Genomic DNA, 18,418 nt, shown 5'->3' with positions numbered 1-18,418 from the left:
TGTCCTTCCGGACTCAGTCTCAAGAAGGAGAAACCCCCGCCGGACGTCCGACGGGGGGATGATAGGAACAGGCGTTCGAGTCTGACTCAGTCCCGGGGCTTCCGCCCGGTCGCCTTCTTCGGTGGGTGGATCAGCTCGTGATCGCCCTCGGAGCGCGGCACGTAGAACCAGCCCTCCGTCGTCTCGGGGTCGTAGTGAACGACCACGCCGAGTTCCTTGAGTTCAGCCTTCCAGGAAGCCAGGCGCTTCTCGTCGGCCTTGGTCAGGTTCGCGTCGGGTGCCAGCCGTCGTGCCTCGGCGCGCAGCATCATCACCGGGTACTCGTAGCGGTGCTCTTCCTTCACCTTCCACGGGATGAGCTCTGCATCACGGACGTTGCGGCGAGGTAGCTTCTTGCGACTGCGGAAGGTTGACCACATGGCCCGCGTGGTCGTCTCGTTGTACTTCCGCTTGTACTCCTCGATCATCCAGTCGTACGTCTTGCCCTGGCGGAACCACTGCTTGACCTCGTCCTCGTCGCGGATCTTCTTGGCGCCCATCGTCCTCCCTCCGTCTCAGTCGTTGTCATGCTTGAGGATGATCACTGCTCTGCCATGGTTGCGTAAGGTTCACTGAGCTGTCAAACTGTGACCAGTCAAGATCGTCGGCGCTGGAACGCTGGCGACATATACAAGAGGGCCCCGACCTGCGCTGGAACGCCGGCCGGGGCCGAGCCCGGCTGGCGCTGGAACCGCTGACCGGGCCTGACACCAGGAGATGAACCCTCCCAGTGCGTATTCAGCGTACCCCTCGGCGTGCAAACTTCACGATCGTGGGCAATGACGTGCTCCGCAATCGCGAGCTGTCCTTCACGGCCCGGGGCATCCTCGGCTACCTGCTCAGCCTCCCCGACGGTGCCGACGAAGACGTGCGCAAGCTCGCCGACAAGAATCCGCGGATCGGGCGCAAGGGCATCCGTGACGCCGTGGACGAGCTGATCGCGAAGCGGTACTACTTCCGCCACACCTACCGGGACGACCGGGGCCGGGTTCGTACCGACACCTACGTCTTCGACACCCCGCAGGAAACCTTCTCTCCGCTTCCCCCCGTGCCGGGAACCGGCTCCGCGACGCCCGGGGCTGCGGGAAGGCTCCCTTCGGTCGTCAAGGATCTTGTCTCTAAGAACGAGACCAAGACCCCTCCCACCTCCCCTGACGCCGACGCCGCCTCGGCCGAGGAGAGGGAGGGCGACAACGAGCACACGACAGAGGCCGCGCGGTTGCTGTCCCGGCTCGGTGCAATCGACAGCCGCCTCAAGCTCTCCGCCCGGCAGGCCGCAGCCCTCGCCCCCCTCGCGGCTGAGTGGCTGCGTCGCGGCGCCACCGTCGCCGAGTTCACCGACGCCATGGTGCAGGGCCTCCCGCCGCGCGTGTACTCCGCCGCGAAGCTCGTCGGAGACCGCCTCCAGCGCAAGATGCCCGCCCCGCGTCGCCTGTGGAAGACCTACGTCGACTGCGCGGACGGCTGCGGCAACCTGCTGCCCGCAGGCCAGGAATCCGGCATCTGCAACGTCTGTGCCGGCATCGTCCCGCCGCCGCTCTTCGTCGAGCTCGCCCGCGAGGTCGAGTCCGGCCATGACCTCCTGGGCCACGTCACCGGAGCAGGGGCCGAGCTGATCGCCTCCATCCGCGCCCGCAAGGCCGCCCGCGCCTGACCGGCGCCCCGCACACCTCCTTCACCTGCGCAACCCGATAGGACACCCATGCCCAGCTCCCGCCTGCCCTGGTACGCCTACGTCCTCGGCGGCCTGGTCCTCGTCGTCGCCCTCGCTATGTCCGCCCCCGGCGAGTACCAGCTCGCCCGCGCCGCCGGATGGGGTGAGATCGTCGCGGCCGGAATGCCGGTCTGCATGTCCGTCTACACGGCCTTCGCTGTCTGGTTCGTCGAGACCCGGCGCAAGGGCGAGAAGGGTCGGGGCACGGCCATCGTCGGGGCGATCTGCGCCCTGGCCATGACTCTCTCCGGTCAGGTCGTCGCCCACTGGATAGCCGCCGGATACATGCAGTCCTCCATGGCACTGACCGCCGCCGTCTCCTCCGTGCCGGCCATCGTCGTCGGACACGTCGCCCACATGATCATCCGCGCTGCCCGACGGGAAGCCGTTGCCGAACCGGTCACTGCGCACGTGGACCAGGAGGAGAAGCCGGACGAGCCCGAGCAGGACGAGCCCGAGCAGCAGGCCCTCGACATCGACGTGCCCGTGGACGAGGTGGCCCAGGCCCGTGCCCGACGCCGCCCGGGTCGCCCCGGCCCCAGCCTCGACGAGCTCAAGGCTGCCGCGAAGGCGATCCGCGCCGAAGGGAAGAAGGTCACCGGCCCGGCCCTTGCGAAGGCCATGGGCCGTGACCGCCGTCAGGGCTCGCGCTACCTCGCTCGGCTCAACGAAGCGCCGACCGGATGAACAAGACCTCCTCATTCCTCGCCGTACGGGACAATCGCCGAGACGAGTCCCGTACGGCGAGGAGACACAACGAAGTGGAATTGCAGATCACCATGCTCGTCTGCGATGTCTGCGAGCGACGGGACGTGCCCGCCAAGAGGTACACGCTTGCCGTGGAGGACGGCGAGCCGATCAGGAAGGACCTGTGTCTCGATGACGCAACGCCTCTGATCAAGCTGTTCTACCCCGGAGCGTCTGTCGCGGCCTTCACCGAGGCAGAGGCAGAAGCCGCGCCCGAGACGCCCGCCGAAGAGGAGGCCCAGGCGGAAGAGGAGGAGCCGCAGGCAGCTCCGATGAAGAGGGCCGCTCCGAGGACGCGCCCCGCCGCGAAGAAGGCCACGGCCGCCAAGAGGACGACGGCGAAGAAGGCGGCGGCGAAGAAGACCACGGCCAAGAAGGCTGCGGCGAAGAAGACGGTGGCGAAGAAGACGGTGGCGAAGAAGACCACCGGCCGCGGCAGCCTCGGGGCGCGCGTGACGACCCTGGAGGAGATCGAAGCGGAGAAGGCCGCCAAGAAGGCCGCGCAAGGCTCCTGAAACGCAGCGAAGCCCCCCGCCGACCACACGGGCCAGCGGGGGACTTGGGGTTACTGCGGCTCCGCCGGGGAGTCGTCCTCGCTCGGGGCGACCACACCGAGCGCCGTGAGGATCTGCACGATGACGGCTACCTCCGGCGAGTCGGCGTAGACGATGGACGCGATGGAGACCACCACGCCCAGCGCGGCGAGGAACGCGCCGACGCGCGAGCGGTAGCGGACGGGCAGCAGGCTCACCAGCGAGATCGGCTTGAAGCCGGGCGTCTTCATCTTGCTCATCGGCGGCCCGCCAGCTTCTGAAGGGCGACGAACCCGGACGGCCCGATCTTCGGGTCGTGTGCCACGCCCACCGAGCGGTACCGCGGATTGGCGTCGTGGAAGCGGCCCACGGCCTTCTGCGTCTCCGTGCCGTACAGGTCGGTGACGGAGCCGGGGATCGGCCCGAAGCCCGCCTTGATCAGGAGCTGCTGAAGCTCGCGGACCTGGGCGTGCCGTGCGCCCGGCTTCACGCCGGAGGCGAGGGCGACGAGCTGCGAGGCGGGCTTGGCCGGCGCCTTGCCCTTCCAGGCCGGGTCCGCCGAGTCGATGCCCTCGATGTACGCGGGGTATCCGTACCCGTAGACGTACGAGCTGCGGCGCTCACGCTTCTTCAGGTACACGCCGTCGCCCTCGGCCGAGCCGCCCGCGTTCGTGTTGCCTTCGACGGTGTAGACGAAATCGTCGTCGTAGGCGTACACGAGGCCGGTGTGCGCGCCGCCGCCGGAGCCGAAGAAGACCTGGCTGCCGACGGCCGGGTACTCCGAGAAGCGCTTGCGCTGCTTGAACCAGGCCACGCCGGTCAGGCAGGACGCGGTGCGCGGGTAGAGGTCGGCGAGTCCGGCCTTCATGGCGCACCAGGAGACGAAGGTCGCGCACCACGCCTGATTCTGGCTCCACTCCAGGCCGGGGACGGCCGGGCTGTAGCGCTGGTGGTTGTTCCAGTGACCGTCGGACCGGCCCTCGTGGTAACCGACCTCGGCCTTAGCGATGTTGATTATGTTCTGGGCGTCGCCCATATATAGGGACTCCTTCGGGACATGCGAAAGGCCCCGCCCGTGGGGACAGGGCCTTGCGCGGGGAGGGGGACTTATGGGGTGGGGACAGAAGTCGTGATGTGCGAGTCGAGCCGTTCCGACACGGCGAGGCGCTCAACCCGCTCGTGGGCCAGGTCGGCGCGCAGGGCTGCGATGTCCCGGCTGTGCTGCGCCTGGCCGTCGAGGACGCGATCGAGTCCCCCGATGACGCGATCCAAGTCGTCCCGGAGGTTCGTCGAGTGGTCGTTGGAGACCTGATCCCGGGCTTCTTGGGTGTGCTCACGCACCTCGGCCAGCGCGGCGCCCTGGCGTCGCACAAGCTCTACGAGGACCCCGACCAGAGCCACCGTTACGGCCCCGCCGGCACTCACGAAAGCGACCTGCACTGAGGGCTCAAGAGGCACGCGCGAGCTCCTCGACGAGGGCCTCCAGCCGCTCGATGCGCGCGGCCTGCTCCTTGGCGACTGCCACGAGCCCTACGCCCAGGAGGTCATAACGCAGGCCGTCGACCTCGCCGTCCAGGTAGTTCACGAGCCAGGGGAGGGACTTCTCGACCTCCTCCGCAATGAGACCCACTTCGTTCTTGCGGGGCTCGGGCGTCTCCTCGGACGCCTTGCGGTCGTAGATGACGGGACGCAAGGCGAGAACGTCCTCGGGACGTATCTCGAAGTCCCTCACGTTCTCCTTGAACCGGATGCTCGACGTGTTGCGACAGAACCGCCCGTCGCCCTCGACCCACACCGCGTACCACGTCCCCGAGCCGCTGGCCGAGTTGTTGTGGGGCTGCTTCGAGCCGTTGGCCCACGCAATCGTGTCCCCCGCCTCGAGGTAGCCCGAGTGGGAGTGTCCCGAGGGCGGAAACGTGGACGGCTTGTCGGAGATGCTGCCCCACGAATGCGAATGCGTCGCTGGAGGGTACGTCGAGGGCGCCCCGGTGATGTCCCCCCACGGATGCTTGTGCGCAGTCGGGGGCAGCGATGCCGGCCGGTTGGTGATCTCTGACCACTCGTGTGAGTGCGCGGAGGGTGTGAAGGTGCTCGGCTTGCCGGTCAGGCTGGACCAGGAGACGGAGGAGACCAGAGGAGTCCAGGCCGAGCCGTCCCAGAACTCGAAGATGTCGGCGTCGTAGTTGTATCCGAGCTTGCCCAGGCGCGGGGCGGTGGGGCGAGTCGCGTTGATCCAGGCGCCGACCGAGTGGCCGACGAACGAGCGCTCCTTGCTCACCGCGGCCGACGTGACGGCGGTGATGTTCGCCCCGACGGTGATGGTGGCGAGCGACAGCTCGTAGATACCCGTGTCCGTCTGCGTGAGTGCTGGGACACTGCCGCCCGCAACACCCTGCAGAACGGCCAGAGTGATCTGGTTCACAGCGGGATCGAGCCGCAGGACGACGCGGTCGTACCGCGTGGACGTGCCAGCCGCCGCGATGGAGAGCGTCTCCACTGCGGTGGAGAGCACTGCGTGCCCCTGCACCACGGCGAAGCCGGGCTGGACCTTGACGTCCATGGACGCGCCGTCGGCGCTGACGCTGAAAGAGCTGGACCCGGCCGACGCGGCGACTCCGGAGTCCGCGAACTCGCGGAAGAGCTGGCTGTACTGGCTCTCAGTGACGGACTGGCCGTCGAAGGGGTAGGACGTGATCGCCACTTAGCGGCGGGCTCCTTTCAGAGGGTGCGGTCCTCGGCGACGCGCAGCGTGGGGAACATCGACTCCAGGTCGGCCGGCAGGGCACCGCGGATCGCGGTGACGGCGGCCTGGAGGAGTGCCTCGCGCTCCTGCGGGGTCAGGTCCGGGTACGAGGCGAACGGCTCGCCGATGGTGACTTCCACCGCGCCGTAGACCTTCTGGTACTCGCCGGTCCGGTGGAACGGGACGCGGGCGGAGATAGCTTTCACTCAGGGCCTTTCGTCATCCCAGGGCCACCCAGAATCGGTTGGCCCCGTTGAGCATTGAGGAGACAGCGATGGACGACGGGGACGAGGTGCCGCCGCTGGAGTAGTAGCCGAAACGCTTCAGCGTGTTCAGGCCGAACCAGTTCGGCGGGGCGCCCGCGCTCGACTCGGCGGCCAGGAGCATGGGGCCGTCACCGGTGCTCGTGTTGTACGTCATCCGCCAGGCGACGTAGTACACGCCTGCCGCCAGCGTCGCGGCGGCCGTCAGGGGCGAACTGATCGTCGCTCCGCCCGCGTTATGGACCTCGGCAGGTTCGTAGGGGGCCGCCGCCATGTCCCCCGTGGTGCCCACGCGCGTGCCGCTGGCGTTGTAGATCGCGGCCCAGCTCCCGGTGGTCAGGCCGCCCGCGTAGCCGGTCGCGTGCCAGACGATGCGGCTTACGGTCGTGGACTGCCGCAGCCGTACGGCTGTTACCCGGATCGGACCGGAGCCGGGATACAGGCCGGTGCTGTTGGCCACCGCAGGGTCAAAAGCCCAGGCGGCGAGCCCGTGATCCTCCGGCCACCACTCGTTCACCTCGGCGAGCTGGGCGGCCGGCACGCGACCGGAGGAGTCCAGCGAGGCGACACCGTTCGCAGCGCCACGGGTGGACACCTTGACGTACGTTGCTCCGAGGTCGGGAAGATTCGCGGTGGGCACGTTGCCGAACTCATTGAGCGGGGCGATGCCGTTGGCGGCGCCCTTGTCGGCCGTAGCGACCGCACCCAGGTCCGTCGCAGTGAGGGTGATGTCGGCCGCCGAGACGCCGTTGACGCTCCGTACAAGCCCGGGTGCCCCCGCCGGTCCTTGGGGCCCGGCTGCTCCCTGCGGTCCGGCGGGGCCGGTGTCGCCCTTGGGCCCTTGGGGACCAGTGGGGCCAGTGGCTCCTGTGGGGCCCGTTGCCCCTTGCGGACCTGCGGGACCTGTCGCTCCTGCGGGGCCGGTGTCTCCCTTGGCGCCCTGTGGTCCCGCAGGTCCCGTGTCGCCCTTCGGGCCCTGGGCCCCGGTCGCCCCGGTGGGGCCGACGACGCCCTTGTCCTCGGGTGCCGGCCAGACGCTCAGGCTCATCAGATCACCTCCACGCCGCTGACGTGCGTGTGGGCCTGTGCGCCCGATCCCTGGACTTCGATCGTGTCCCCAGCGGTGAGGACTTGCCGGAGGTCCAGGGTCAGGACGCCGCTCGGCGCGATGCCGACACCCGACAGGAGCGGAACGCCACCGAGGCGGACGGTGACGCTGGCGGCCGTGCTCGATGACGGATTGGTGGCGACGATGTTGGTGACGACCGCGACGCCGGATGCGGGGACGGTGTAGACGGTGGTGATGGCGGTCGGAAGTGCCGCCCGGAAGAAGGCTTTGGGCGTATGCGCCACTGCTTAGAAAACTCCCATAAGGCTCATGACGGGATCGGCCCCGCCTCCTTCTGCGTTGCGCTCCAGCGCGGAGACGCGACGTTCGGTGCTCTGCGAGCGCTGGGCGACTGCGGCCCGCGGATCGAAGCCGGTGGGGTCACCGAGGAGTGCTCCGGCCTGGAAGCCGCTGTCACCCGCCTTGAGGACCAGGCCGGTGACGGGGGCCGTCAGCTCCTGGCCGCCCGCGACGACGCAGACGCGATCCCCCAGGCCCCAGTCGACGCCGAACTCCATGGAGGAGTCCTCGACGGGGACGGCTTGTACGGCGGTCCTGGTGAAACCCTCGTCGGCCAGCAGCTCGTCGCCCGCCTGCTTGAGCTCGGTGGCGTCGTTGGTGTTGCGCTGGTCGACGAACTTCTCAATGCGCCTGGCCCAGTCGCCTTCGGCCTCCACGGAGGCGGCGTTGTCGACGGGGAGGAACGTACGGGCTTCCTGCTCGCCCTGGCCTGCGACGATGACGCGGGTCGCGCCCGGCGTGGAGACCGCAACGCGTTGTCCGGCGAGTGTGCCGGCCAGTACGTCGAGCCGGACCTCGCGCGAGCGGTCGGCGACCTGGAACGTCTCGAAGACGAGCTGGTTGCCGCGCTGCACGATCCGGAAGCCGAGGTCAGCCACGGCCGCGATGCCGGTCAGCAGCTCCCCCAAGGTGGGGAAGCGTGCGGACTTGGAGATGACCGGCCCCCGGGCGCCGTTCGAGCCCATGACCAGCCCCGCGCGGCGCCGTGCCGCAGGGGCGCTGGGCCCGCAGTTGGCGTTGACGTACGCGTGCATCAGGCTCTCAGCCGGGCCACTGCGCTCGTCGTGGCCGACCTTCTGGGTGGTCACGTCCGCGTTCGCGGGTTCGGGCCAGGCGAGCATGTCGAGGAGGATCACCGAGTCGGAGACGCCCTCGAAGACGATGGAGCCGTAGCGGTCCTCGGGGCTGGCTGCGTACTCGGAGCTGGTGACCGGTCCGGACATCAGCACGTCCCCGGGGCCGGTGATGATCAGGCCCGCGCCGGGCAGGCGCAGGGTGTCGGCGAGCGGGTGCTCGCTGGGCAGGGTCGCCTTCCAGGAGCCGACGTTGTTGAACTTGTCCTCCAGCTCCAGCGACAAGTCCTCGGGCCGAATCAGCCCGATGCGGGTCAGCGTTCGATCCCGCACTTCGACGGTGAGGTCTGTGAGTTTCAGTCAGATCACCATCCAGCGGCGCGGGCGCCAGGAGCAGACGATTCGGGAAGCGGCGGTGGTGTCGAGGAGTCGGACGGTCGCGGTCGAGACGCCGGGCGGCACGGTCCAGAACCGGGGCGCGGTGTCGAGCAGGGCGTAACGATTCGCCCCCGTGCCGTCCTTGACGGTGCCGTTGCGGGTGTCCACGACAAGCTTCTCCGTGGCCGACAGGGAGCCGGTCCAGCGCAGCGTCTCGCCGGTCGGGGATGTCACGGTGAGGTCCCGGCCGGGCCCGTAGACCTCCCACACGGGGTAGGCCGGCACGTCTCCGGTGTTGTCGAGCTGGATCTCACCGATGGCCTGAGATGCCGCGAGCGGCATCGACACCAGCGACGACAGGAACGGTGTCGTGCCGGGGTCGCCCCCGACCCGCTGCGTCGAGACGGTGCTCGCCGTGAAGTACGGGTCGGGGGCCCGGAACGAGATCGTGGTCTGCACGTCGTTCGTCGAGGCGAGTTCGATCTCGCCGCCGCCCGTCCGGTAGACGGGGGTCGACCAGCGCACCCCTTCATCGTCGACCAGGACGAGCGAACACTCCTGCGCTACGGCCCGCGCGAGGCGCGAGATCAGCGAGCGCAGGTGTGCCCGGTTCCGGCCGACGATGTCGAGGGGCATGTCGAGATCGCGGGACAGAACGCGCTGCCCGCGGAATCGGGAGCCGTCTCCGGCACCCTCCAGCCACTGTGCATTCACGGACGGCAGGCCGAAACCCGTTGCTCCAGCCGTAGCCTGGTATCCGAATCCGTCGGCTGCCACCCCGTTGAGGTCGAGCGAATCACGCTCTGTCTCCAACAGGAGTGCAGTCACTCAGTCACCACCCCACCATTCGTGCGCGGTGGGTCGCCGCGAACAGCTCCTCCTGGGAGCTGAGCGACGAGCCGCTGGCCGCGTAGTAGTTGAGAACCTTGGTCACCCCGCCGCTTCCGGCCGGGCCGAGACCGCTCGCGATGGCGGCCGATGCAGAGCGCGCTGCGCTGGCGTAGTCGGTGGCGCTGGGGCGGGCGGTGATGGCGTCGACTGCCTTGGCCACCCGGCCGGACTCGCCCTCAATGCCCTTGGCAAAGCCCTGGCCGACGAAGCCGCCGAGCTTGGCGAAGACCCGGCTGGGCGAGTGGATGCCAAGGCTCTTCTTGATCGCGTCCACCATGGCGTCGGCGATCTTGAGCATCTGGGCCTCGATCACCTTCTGCCGGGCCTCCAGGCCCTTGACGATCCCCTCGGCCACCGCGATGCCGTTGGCGTACATGGCATCCGAGGCGGTCTTGCCCGCCTGCTTGGCGTACTTGGCCAGCTCCTCCTGGAGGCGGTTGATCTCGTCGATGCCGTCCTTGCCGGCTGCCGCGATCGACTCGGCCGCCGCGAGCCCGGCCTCCGGCCCGGCAGAGGCGATCTGGTCGATCGCCGTCTGGGACAGGCCCTTCGACTTCAGGACTGCAAGGGCCTTGGCGAAACGCTTCGCCTGGTCCACGGCGGCCGTGAGGTCGGCGACGATGCCGCCGAAGGACGAGTCCTTCGCCTTCGTCACGTCGCCGGTGTCGATGATCCGGTCCGCGACGCGCGAGGCGTAGTCGTGGGCCTGGTCCCGGAGCCTGTCCAGCTTGTCGCGGGCCGCTTCGAGTTGCTTGGACCCGGCGTCCCACTGGGCGGCGAGCTTGAGGAGCTGGGTGCGGTCCCGGTTGATCCGGTCCTTCAGCCCCTTGCTGGCGTTCTTCGGGATCTTTGCCGTCAGATCGTTCAGCGACCGCTTGACGTTGTCGTACTCAGACTCGAGGCCCTTGATCAGACCCTTGATGATCAGCTTGCCCGCGTCGTACAGCAGGATCGCGTCCTTCTCGGGCGGGCCCTTCCACGAGGTGAGCTTGTCGGTGAGGTTGCCGAGGGTTTCCTTGACGCCACCGAACATGCTGGTGATGCCCTTGATGAAGCCCTTGATCAGCTCCTTACCGGCGGAGAGCAGCGTCGAGCCGAGGTTGCTGAGCGCCTCCTTGGCCTTGGACGGCAGTTCCTTGACGAACTTGATCGACTGCTCGACGCCGTCCTTGATGGCCTGCCACAGAGCCTTGGCGCCCTCGACTGCCTTGGTCTTGATGGCGTTCCAGGCGTCGATGAAGAACTGCTTGACCGTGTTCCAGCCGGACGACCAGATGGATCGGACGTTGCGCAGGCCGTCGTCGATGTAGCCCTTGATGGCAGTCCAGGCGACGCCGAGACCGCCGCGGATGGCGTTCCAGATGCCGATGAAGAAGGACTTGATCAGGCCCCAACCGCCGGTCCAGACGGCCTTGATGAGGGCCATGCCCTTCTTCAGGACGCCGAAGATGCCGATGTTGATGACGACCTTGAAGACGCCGACGATGATGTCCCAGATGCCGCCGAAGACCTGCTTGACGCCTTCCCAGGCGCGGGACCAGTCGCCGGTGAAGATGCCGGCGAAGATTTCCCAGACACCCATGATCGTGTCGAGGACGCCGGTGATCACGTCCACGATGCCGTCGAGCGCCATCGCGAGCGCGCCGATGATGAAGTCCGCGACGAACTGCAATGCCGGGACCAAGATCGGCATGATGAAGTTGACGACCTGGATCAGCGCCTGGAGGAAGGGCTGAAGCGCCTCGCTGACCCGCTGGAACGCCTCCGTCAGCGGCGGCAGGCACGCGGCGACGATGTACTCGAACAGCGGGATCAGCGGGGTGATGACCGCGCTGAAGAGCTGCATCAGCAGATCGACGACCGGCGTGACGGCCGTGACGATCGCCGAGAACGCCGTCGCGACGAGCGGCAGGATCGGGGCCAGGCCCTCGACCAGCGAGGCGACCAACGGCGCGACCGCCGCCATGATCGTCGTGAACAGCTCCGCGACCGGCGGCAGGATCGTCGCCAGCGCGCCGAAGGCGACGCCGAGCGCTTCACCGATGACCGGGACGAGCTGAGCGAAGACCGGCGCGAGCTGCTGGATGACGCTCGTCAGCTCGCTGCCCAGGAGCTGGATGATCGGGATGACCGCCGGGGCCAGCGCCGTGAAGGCGTTCGCCAGCGGGACGAGCGCGGCTGCGACGAGCGGGCCGAGCATCGCCGCGAACGCGCCGACGACCCGCATGAGGGCACCGAGCGCCTGGCCGAGCGGGGCCATCGCCGGGGCGAGGGCGGAGACAGCGGCCTCGAAGCCGCTGAACATCATCTGGACGCCGTCGGTGACGGCGGGCTGCGCGAGCGCCGAGGCGATGGCGGCCAGCGCGGTGCCGATGGTCCGGCCGACGATTGGCAGAATCGTTTCTGCAAGGTCGCCGAGCTCGATGAAGAAGTTCTTGACCGCCGGGCCCGAGAGGGTGGCGATCTGGTTCATCGCCGCGTGCGCGGCCATGAAGACGCCGGTCAGGCCCTGCTGGAACCCGGGCGAGTCCACCGTCTTGTGGATTCGCTCCAGGGTGCCGGCCAGCATCGCGAGCGTGGAGCCGCCCGCGGCCTCGGCCGCCCGTGCGACGCCCGCGAGGATGCCGCCGGTGTTGTAGAGGACCGAGCCGAGATCCTGAAGGGCATCGATCCCCTCGTTGATCTCCTTCTTGAGCCCGTCCTCGCCCTTCCGCTGGAGGAAGGCGTCGAACTTCTCGCTGATCTGGACGAACCAGTTCGCCAGCGAGGGGAGATAGCTGGTGCCGACCTTGCCGAGGGTGGCGATGATCGACGCGAAGGTGTCGGTGCCCTTGGTCGCGTTCTCGATGGACCCGGACAGGTCCTTGAACATCTGATCAAGGGCCGGATCGAGGGCCTTGTTCAGGTTGGTGGCGAAGGAGCCGAAGAAGCCACCCAGCGCGGTCGCGGTGCTCTCGACGCCCGCCCTGAACTTGGGCAGCAGGTCCTCGACGAGCTGCCTGATCGGCTCCTTGGCCTTGTCCCAGAAGTTCGCCGAGATGGCGTCCTGGAGGCCGCTGAGGGCGGCCTTGGCCTCGGGGATGACCTTGTTGAAGTCCTTGAAGGCCGCGACGGTCGTCCCAATGCCGACCGCCATGCCGCCGAGGAGGCCCGGCAGGAGCAGACCGGCGTAACCGATCTGCGCGAGGCTGGAGGAGAGGGCGGCGAGGTTGGAAGCCGCGGTGAGGCCCCACCCGGCCAGGCCGGCAATCGCAAGGGACAGGGAGCCGATGATCGGAACGCTCTTGTCGAGGTTCCGGATTGTGTTGCCCAGCTTCTCGAAGATCGAGTTCAGCACCCGTGCGCCGGACAGGGCGGCGAGCGTGCCCGCGACCTTCGCCACGGCCGTGTTGTCCAGCTCGGGAACGATCGGGACCGTACGCGGCCGGGTGAGGACTTGCAGGTGCGCGGAGAGCGCCGCCCCGGAGCCGTTCGCGAGGTCCGGCTCGACCTTCACCTTCAGCGGCGAGACATCGTCGGCCCAGTCTTTGAGCTTGCGCTTCGCCTTGTCGGCCGACTGCTGGTCGAGCTCCAGCTCGATCTTGCCGGTTGCCGTGAGGTCGTTGGCCTTGAAATCGATCCGCTCGCGGTTCGCCCGCTGCTGGAGCTCCCGGACGGCGTTGCGCACGGCGGTTGCCATGCCGTCGGTGCTGATCGTGGTGTAGAAGCGGATCTTGCGGGCGTCGATCTGACGGTTCCGCTTGTTGATCTTCCGTACGGCCTCGATGAACTCCGTCGAGACGCCGGACATGTCGATCTTCGTCGACACCTTGACCCTGTCGAGCTGCTGCTCGATGCGGTCGAGCTGGCGCTCCGCGTCCTGCTTGAAGTTCTTGGTGTCGGGGGAGACCTTGATGGAGACACGGCCGATGATCTGGCCCGCTGACAAGGGCTACCTCCGCTGAAAGTGCTTGTAAATCTCGGCCACGGTGGTGGGCCGCTTGCCGGCCTTCTTCTTGGCCTTGACCTGCGGGCGGGGGAACGGCGGGATCTTCGGGGCCTTGCCTCGGCCCCACTGGCCGGTGGCCCGGGTGTTGGAGTTGAGCGCGTCGTACAGATCGGCGCGCAGGTGCCGATCCTGGCCCCAGCCGAAGTGCTCCCTGCCGCCCGCCGCGAGGGCAGTGGTCAGGGATGTGTCGGGCAGCCTCGCGACGAGGAGCAGACAGAGCGCGGGCGAGGGCCCGCGGCCCGCGATTACCTCGGCGAGATCAACGCCGTAGTAGAAGTGCAGGTCCGCGTACAGGCCCTCGCCGTAGTCGTCGATCAGTCGCGCGAGGCCGAGGCTTCCCCCACCTGGGCGCCCCGGCCGTAGGCGTCGAAGATTTCGGCGAGCACAGCGAGATCGCCGCCCACGGCCGCTAGGAGCTTGTCCGCCGCCTTCGCGTGCTCGGCCACCAGCCGGATCGCCTGCGCGAGCAGTTCCTCCTGGTCAGCGTCCTCGCCGCCCATAAGGTCCTGGAGCTGCGCGAGCTTGGTGCGCGTCTCCTTCGGCAGGCGAAGCGGGTTGAGCAGACGGACCGTGTCGTCGCCCAGCTCGATGTCGGTCGAGCCGTACTTCGCCTCAGCGGCGGAGCGGATGTCGTCGAGGGAGAAAGAAGCCATGGGGGGTGCGGACCTCCGGAAGTTGAAGTGCAGGGGACGGACCAAGGAGGGGAGGAGCGCCCGGCGCGAGCGGGTCCGCGTGCGCTCGCGCCGGGAGTTGGGTGGATCAGGTGGCGATGCCGGCCGCCCAGGCGGTGCCGGTCCAGTGCGCCTTCGAGGAGTCGCCGAGCACGACGTGCTGGCCGGTGGCCCACTTCGCGGTGGGCGTGGCGATCACGGAGCCGAGCGCCGCGAGGTCAGCCGGGGCGACTGCGCCAGCAGGCGTGAAGGAACCGGGGCTGCCCGCGCTCGCGCCCGTGGCGACAGTGCCGCCCAGCGGGGTCACGGCGTACGTCCACGTGTTGTTGCCATGGATCATGGGCTTCACGCCGAGCGGCAGTCCGGCGAGGGACTCGGTGTCGGCAATCGCCATGTCGTCGGCCCGGTAGATTTCGGCCTTCGGCGCGTAGAAGGCGAAATGAGACTCGCCGTCGATGAAGATGGCGAGGAATGCCGACTGAGTCGGCTGAGGGTCGGCCGGCACGCCGACAGAACCGTCCGGGAGGATCGGGGCGTTGGCGCCGAAGTAGAGCCGCAGTGCAGCGGTATCAAACTGCTGCAAAGTGAAAGTCATGGTCTCGGTCCGGGCTGAATACTTGGTCCGAAGAGACTTGTTCTGAAGGGTGCCGATCGTGGTCGCCTCGCCACCCTCGGAAGTAATTCCGAAGACGTCTTCAAGGCTGGTGTGGCCGACGTTCTGCCACGGAGACACGGGCACGAGAAGGTCGTCAGGCATGGCGGTACCGACCGGGGCGGTCAAGTAATTGCCAGAGCCGACAACCAACGTCGCGTTGTCGTTCAGCGCCAAGGGGCGCACTCCTTAAGGGTGGTTCAGGGGGAGGGGAAAGGGGCGCGTCCGCGGCTTACGGATCTGAATGTCGAAGATCGACTCGTAGCGCCATACGCCAGTGGGGAGGTCCGCGTATTGGACCGGGCCCGTCGCCGTCGCCCAATCCGAAGCGCGGCGCGGAGAGGAGTTCATGTCGACGCGCGTGATGTGGCCTCGACCTGGGACGACTTCGTGCTTGAGCCAGGCGTCCCGCAGCACGACGCGCACGGCCTCGGAGAGGATCGCGGCGTCGGAGTCGCCGTCCGGGTCCTCGGCGAAGCAGTTCACGACCACGCGTGCCGAGTCGGTAAAGCGCGTGTCGGCACCCCATTCGCCGAAGGTTGGGTCACGGCGAACGAGGACGAGCGGGAATTGCTCGTGCCGGTCGATGAGGGACTTCACGCGGACGCCCGGAAGCCCCTTGCGCAGGATGGCGAGCAAGAGGTCTTCAACGGGCGAGAGCTCGGCGAGGGCCTTGATGTGATCGGGTATGCCGGCCACTAGTCGAGCCTCACCTTGCCCTTCCTCTTCTTGGGAAGGTTCGAGGCAGTGGCGAGGATGTAGAGGCCGTCCATCGCGGGGAGCACGTCCAGGTACTTCCTGCCGTGCTTGTCCTCGCGGACGATGACAGACTCCTCGCGTCCGTACTCGATGGACAGGGCGGCCTTTTGGCCTCGGTCGTCACTGAGGATGACGTAGCGGTTGTTTCCGCCTGCTTCGATATCGATCTCGGCGTGGCCGTCCGCGCGGTGACGAACCAGAATCTCTTCGGCTCGCACGGCAATCTCGAAGGCGCGGGCCGTCAGTTCAGCCTGTACGCCCTTGTGGACGGCGAGCCACTTTTCGAGCTTCCGGCCGCCGATTTCGTCTTCGATCTCTGCCATCAGGGCCGCTCCCGGATGTCGATGCTCCAGTGCCGGGTGCGGCGGTCGCCGTGGTGGTAGGCGGGCGGGGACACCACGTCCCACTGGCGGCCCGCGTACTCCACGCGGGACCACAAGGACACGCCGTCGAGGTGGGCGTCCACGATCATTCGCGTGACGTTGATCTGCTGCTGGCCCGGGACTTCGGCTCTGGCGCTGCGCTGGGGGATGAACGCGGCCCGGACCTCGACGGGCCCGGATGGGTCGGCCATGGTCACGGCGTTGCCGCGCGAGTCGGTGACCTCCACCGTCCGCCAGACCCGGGCCTTCTGCCCGCGCCTGCGCTGCACGCTCACCACGGCCCCCGATCGTCGGAGAACATCGGGAATGGGGCGCCTTCGTAGTCGACGGGCACCAGGCCGCCGACACCGGGCCGGATATGGGAGTCCCAGGAGCTGACGATCACGCTGGTCAGGCTGGGCCGAGTGCCGGCCAGCCCTTCCAGGAGCCGCTTCTCCTCGGCGGTGAAGTACACGGTGCCCGCGTCGCGGCCGTGCGCGTCCGACCAGGCGAGGGTCTCGTCGCCCGCCCTCGACTGGGTGTATCCGTTGGGGTTGGCCATGTAGCGGGACGTGGCCTTGAGGACGAGCGTCCGGACAAGGCGGGGGGCGTGGGTCTCCGGCCAGTCCCGGCCGTAGGCCGCGGCGAGCGTGGAGGCGTCTTCCAGCGCCCCGGCTGCGATGCGCAGCTCGTCGGCGTCCAGATCCCAGTCCAGGCGGCCCTTCAGGTCGTCGAGTGTGGCGTACGCCAAGGGTGCTCCTTCCGGCGAGGGACCGGCGGCCGTGCACCCCTGTTAGTTACAGGTTCACACGACCGCCAGAACAAGATCAGGCGTTGGCCGGGTCGGTCTCAGCCGCCGGGCCGGTGGGAGTGAAGACCTTCGCGGCGGAGATGCCGGTGATGGTCGCCAGCTCAGAGCCCACCTCGGGGTAGTCGCTCTTGCCGTCGAGGGTCAGCTTGATGCCGCGCACGAAGTGCTCCTGGGTGGAGATGACTTCCTTCTCCTTGGCCGCGTCCCAGCCGACAAGCACGTCCTTGACCGAGCGGAAGCCCTGGTAGCAGTTGACGATGCTGCGGTCCTGGAAGTATTCGCTGTCGTAGTCCCGGAGCCAACGCAGAGCCAGTCCCTCGAAGCTCGTGGTCGCGCCGTAGGGAACGGACTGCGGTACGGCCGGAGCCGCCGAGGCGAAGATGAAGCCGGACTGGGCGAAGGCGTACGCCGCGTCGGCCGGGATGGTCTGATCCACGATGAACCGGAACCCGTATCGGTGGCCGAGCGTGGCATTGGTCAGGGCGGACTCTGCCTGGGAGTCACCGACGTTCGAGGCCAGGTTCAGGTCCGGGTCGGACAGGAGCACGGTCTCGAAGTCCGAGCCGACGACCATGTACCGGTTGCCCTCGGGCACGTTGAACTTGTTCATCACGCGCCGGGCCTCGATGATCGCCTTGCGCATGGACTTCTCGGCGTTGCCGATGGTCACCGCGTACGGCTGGTCGACCAGGGTCTTCACCGCCCGGCGGGCCAGGCCGCGCGCCACCGCCTTCACCTGCGGGCGCAGGAGCTTGCTCCACTGATGGATGTCGAAATCGGCCTGTTCATCGGTGAGCTTGACACCGTTGTAGACGTTGCCGCCGAAGGTGACGGGGATGGTCCGCTCGGCGTACTCGTCGAACACGACGCGCTGACGGGTGCCCGGGGTGGAGCTGCCCGCCGAGCCCGAGCGCCACTCGTAGTCGTGGAAGGGCAGGACGCCTTCGACCGTCACATTGATCGTGTCGTTCTTGGCGCCCTTGAAGCGATCCACACCCTCCTTGGTGAAGAGACTCGGCACGAGGAGCTCCTGCTCCAGCATCCCGATCGCGGTGTTGATCAGCTTCTCGGGCTTGACTACCTGATGTTCAGCGGTCACTAAGCCTCCTGGGGGCATGAAAAAAGCCCCCGGGAACCGGAGGCGTAGCTAATGGGGGTAAGGACTGGAGGTCAGCGACGGGTGAGCCGCGCGAGCTTGCGCGGGTCCATCTCTCCGTCTCCGTCGTCGGGCGTCAGGCCGCCACCGAGCGACGGGGGGAGCGGGGCCGGGACGTACTTCGCCAGGACCTTCGCGTGCGCCTCAAGCGCAGCCTCGTCCTCGCCGCGCAAAGCGTCCGCGAGGTCGTCGGGCAGCTCATGCCGGCGAGCGACGCTGTTCCGCAGGAGAGAACGTTCCAGCTCGGCGTTCTGCGCCTTCAGCTCGGTGACTGCGGCCTCGATCTCCGCCGGGTCCTTGGCCTCGCTAAGCCTGGACTCGGCATCCCGCAGGCGGGTCCTGTAGTTCGCGGCTTCGCCGCGAACCTTGGCCAGCTCCTTGCGTGCCCACTCCGGAAGGGCGTCCTCGCCGGACGGCTCGGCCGTCTCGGTGGATGCCGGCTGCTCGGCCGGGGGCTGCTCCTGCTCGGGCGTGATCGCCTCGGCCTGGGGGTTGGTCTCTTCGGGCAC

Annotated in this window: 22 protein-coding genes; 4 read left to right on the top strand and 18 right to left on the bottom strand. The window is 68.1% G+C overall.

Annotated elements, in window-relative coordinates:
- Window positions 1–86: 86 nt before the first annotated feature.
- Window positions 87–539 carry a hypothetical protein gene (locus ACIG36_RS27080; RefSeq protein ID WP_399933011.1) on the bottom strand — a complete coding sequence of 151 codons (453 nt, stop codon included), beginning with the start codon at window positions 537–539 and terminating at the stop codon, window positions 87–89.
- A 284-nt stretch (window positions 540–823) separates the two neighbouring features.
- Here ACIG36_RS27080 and ACIG36_RS27075 point away from each other — a divergent pair, with 284 nt between their 5' ends.
- The 3 genes from ACIG36_RS27075 to ACIG36_RS27065 are packed head-to-tail and all read left to right on the top strand — an operon-like array spanning window position 824 to window position 3,015.
- Window positions 824–1,693: a hypothetical protein gene (locus tag ACIG36_RS27075; RefSeq protein WP_399933009.1), complete on the top strand. Its 870-nt coding sequence runs from the start codon at window positions 824–826 to the stop codon at window positions 1,691–1,693.
- Between the two features lie 48 nt (window positions 1,694–1,741).
- Complete coding sequence (locus ACIG36_RS27070; protein ID WP_399933006.1) at window positions 1,742–2,440, top strand: hypothetical protein; 699 nt, start codon at window positions 1,742–1,744, stop codon at window positions 2,438–2,440.
- The gene (locus tag ACIG36_RS27065; protein WP_399933003.1) at window positions 2,437–3,015 is read left to right on the top strand and encodes a hypothetical protein; all 579 of its coding nucleotides are present in this window, start codon (window positions 2,437–2,439) and stop codon (window positions 3,013–3,015) included. The genes ACIG36_RS27070 and ACIG36_RS27065 overlap by 4 nt, the downstream gene beginning before the upstream one ends.
- Window positions 3,016–3,065: 50 nt before the next feature.
- Here the strand turns inward: ACIG36_RS27065 and ACIG36_RS27060 are convergent, their stop codons facing one another.
- Both ACIG36_RS27060 and ACIG36_RS27055 read right to left on the bottom strand, forming a co-directional pair.
- Window positions 3,066–3,293, bottom strand: coding sequence for a hypothetical protein (locus ACIG36_RS27060; RefSeq protein WP_399933001.1), 228 nt, complete (start codon window positions 3,291–3,293; stop codon window positions 3,066–3,068).
- Window positions 3,290–4,069, bottom strand: a complete 780-nt coding sequence (locus ACIG36_RS27055) for a CHAP domain-containing protein (RefSeq protein ID WP_399932999.1) — start codon at window positions 4,067–4,069, stop codon at window positions 3,290–3,292. Before ACIG36_RS27055 ends, ACIG36_RS27060 begins: the two co-directional genes overlap by 4 nt.
- Window positions 4,070–4,167: 98 nt before the next feature.
- On the opposite strand from ACIG36_RS27055, the gene ACIG36_RS27050 reads away from it, so the two are divergent.
- On the top strand, window positions 4,168–4,476 hold the full coding sequence (locus tag ACIG36_RS27050) for a hypothetical protein (protein ID WP_399932996.1): 309 nt from the start codon (window positions 4,168–4,170) through the stop codon (window positions 4,474–4,476).
- Window positions 4,477–4,480: 4 nt separating this feature from the next.
- Here the strand turns inward: ACIG36_RS27050 and ACIG36_RS27045 are convergent, their stop codons facing one another.
- The 15 genes from ACIG36_RS27045 to ACIG36_RS26975 all read right to left on the bottom strand — a co-directional run bounded on the left by ACIG36_RS27045 (window position 4,481) and on the right by ACIG36_RS26975 (window position 18,418).
- Complete coding sequence (locus ACIG36_RS27045) at window positions 4,481–5,734, bottom strand: tail fiber domain-containing protein (RefSeq protein ID WP_399932993.1); 1,254 nt, start codon at window positions 5,732–5,734, stop codon at window positions 4,481–4,483.
- 17 nt (window positions 5,735–5,751) lie between these two features.
- Complete coding sequence (locus tag ACIG36_RS27040; protein WP_399932990.1) at window positions 5,752–5,982, bottom strand: hypothetical protein; 231 nt, start codon at window positions 5,980–5,982, stop codon at window positions 5,752–5,754.
- A gap of 13 nt (window positions 5,983–5,995) precedes the next feature.
- Complete coding sequence (locus ACIG36_RS27035) at window positions 5,996–7,087, bottom strand: hypothetical protein (protein WP_399932987.1); 1,092 nt, start codon at window positions 7,085–7,087, stop codon at window positions 5,996–5,998.
- Window positions 7,087–7,392, bottom strand: coding sequence for a hypothetical protein (locus ACIG36_RS27030; RefSeq protein ID WP_399932984.1), 306 nt, complete (start codon window positions 7,390–7,392; stop codon window positions 7,087–7,089). The genes ACIG36_RS27035 and ACIG36_RS27030 overlap by 1 nt, the downstream gene beginning before the upstream one ends.
- A gap of 3 nt (window positions 7,393–7,395) precedes the next feature.
- Entirely contained in the window at window positions 7,396–8,574 is a 1,179-nt protein-coding gene (locus ACIG36_RS27025) for a siphovirus ReqiPepy6 Gp37-like family protein (protein WP_399932981.1), read from the bottom strand.
- A 27-nt stretch (window positions 8,575–8,601) separates the two neighbouring features.
- Entirely contained in the window at window positions 8,602–9,255 is a 654-nt protein-coding gene (locus ACIG36_RS27020; protein WP_399932978.1) for a phage distal tail protein, read from the bottom strand.
- 196 nt (window positions 9,256–9,451) lie between these two features.
- Entirely contained in the window at window positions 9,452–13,438 is a 3,987-nt protein-coding gene (locus ACIG36_RS27015) for a hypothetical protein (RefSeq protein WP_399932975.1), read from the bottom strand.
- Window positions 13,439–13,812: 374 nt separating this feature from the next.
- Entirely contained in the window at window positions 13,813–14,151 is a 339-nt protein-coding gene (locus ACIG36_RS27010) for a phage tail assembly protein (RefSeq protein WP_399932972.1), read from the bottom strand.
- A 106-nt stretch (window positions 14,152–14,257) separates the two neighbouring features.
- On the bottom strand, window positions 14,258–14,998 hold the full coding sequence (locus ACIG36_RS27005; protein ID WP_399932969.1) for a hypothetical protein: 741 nt from the start codon (window positions 14,996–14,998) through the stop codon (window positions 14,258–14,260).
- Between the two features lie 12 nt (window positions 14,999–15,010).
- The gene (locus ACIG36_RS27000; protein WP_399932966.1) at window positions 15,011–15,520 is read right to left on the bottom strand and encodes a hypothetical protein; all 510 of its coding nucleotides are present in this window, start codon (window positions 15,518–15,520) and stop codon (window positions 15,011–15,013) included.
- Window positions 15,520–15,903, bottom strand: a complete 384-nt coding sequence (locus tag ACIG36_RS26995) for a hypothetical protein (protein WP_399932964.1) — start codon at window positions 15,901–15,903, stop codon at window positions 15,520–15,522. The genes ACIG36_RS27000 and ACIG36_RS26995 overlap by 1 nt, the downstream gene beginning before the upstream one ends.
- A complete protein-coding gene (locus ACIG36_RS26990) occupies window positions 15,903–16,241 on the bottom strand; it encodes a phage head-tail adapter protein (RefSeq protein WP_399932961.1) in 339 nt (112 codons plus the stop codon). The genes ACIG36_RS26995 and ACIG36_RS26990 overlap by 1 nt, the downstream gene beginning before the upstream one ends.
- Window positions 16,235–16,693: a hypothetical protein gene (locus ACIG36_RS26985; protein ID WP_399932958.1), complete on the bottom strand. Its 459-nt coding sequence runs from the start codon at window positions 16,691–16,693 to the stop codon at window positions 16,235–16,237. Before ACIG36_RS26985 ends, ACIG36_RS26990 begins: the two co-directional genes overlap by 7 nt.
- A gap of 76 nt (window positions 16,694–16,769) precedes the next feature.
- On the bottom strand, window positions 16,770–17,852 hold the full coding sequence (locus ACIG36_RS26980; protein ID WP_399932955.1) for a hypothetical protein: 1,083 nt from the start codon (window positions 17,850–17,852) through the stop codon (window positions 16,770–16,772).
- A gap of 71 nt (window positions 17,853–17,923) precedes the next feature.
- Window positions 17,924–18,418: a hypothetical protein gene (locus ACIG36_RS26975; RefSeq protein ID WP_399932952.1), complete on the bottom strand. Its 495-nt coding sequence runs from the start codon at window positions 18,416–18,418 to the stop codon at window positions 17,924–17,926.

This window comes from Streptomyces sp. NPDC053048 (genome assembly GCF_044547045.1).
GTDB lineage: Bacteria > Actinomycetota > Actinomycetes > Streptomycetales > Streptomycetaceae > Streptomyces.
This window is presented reverse-complemented; position numbering and strand designations above follow the sequence as displayed.

What these genes read in the sequence shown, in the direction of transcription:
- ACIG36_RS27020 (WP_399932978.1), bottom strand. Translation starts at nt 9,255, where the DNA reads ATGCCCCTCGACATCGTCGGCCGGAACCGGGCACACCTGCGCTCGCTG.
- ACIG36_RS26995 (WP_399932964.1), bottom strand. Translation starts at nt 15,903, where the DNA reads ATGGCAGAGATCGAAGACGAAATCGGCGGCCGGAAGCTCGAAAAGTGG.
- ACIG36_RS27080 (WP_399933011.1), bottom strand. Translation starts at nt 539, where the DNA reads ATGGGCGCCAAGAAGATCCGCGACGAGGACGAGGTCAAGCAGTGGTTC.
- ACIG36_RS27070 (WP_399933006.1), top strand. Translation starts at nt 1,742, where the DNA reads ATGCCCAGCTCCCGCCTGCCCTGGTACGCCTACGTCCTCGGCGGCCTG.
- ACIG36_RS27055 (WP_399932999.1), bottom strand. Translation starts at nt 4,069, where the DNA reads ATGGGCGACGCCCAGAACATAATCAACATCGCTAAGGCCGAGGTCGGT.
- ACIG36_RS27060 (WP_399933001.1), bottom strand. Translation starts at nt 3,293, where the DNA reads ATGAGCAAGATGAAGACGCCCGGCTTCAAGCCGATCTCGCTGGTGAGC.
- ACIG36_RS27035 (WP_399932987.1), bottom strand. Translation starts at nt 7,087, where the DNA reads ATGAGCCTGAGCGTCTGGCCGGCACCCGAGGACAAGGGCGTCGTCGGC.
- ACIG36_RS27010 (WP_399932972.1), bottom strand. Translation starts at nt 14,151, where the DNA reads ATGGCTTCTTTCTCCCTCGACGACATCCGCTCCGCCGCTGAGGCGAAG.
- ACIG36_RS27065 (WP_399933003.1), top strand. Translation starts at nt 2,437, where the DNA reads ATGAACAAGACCTCCTCATTCCTCGCCGTACGGGACAATCGCCGAGAC.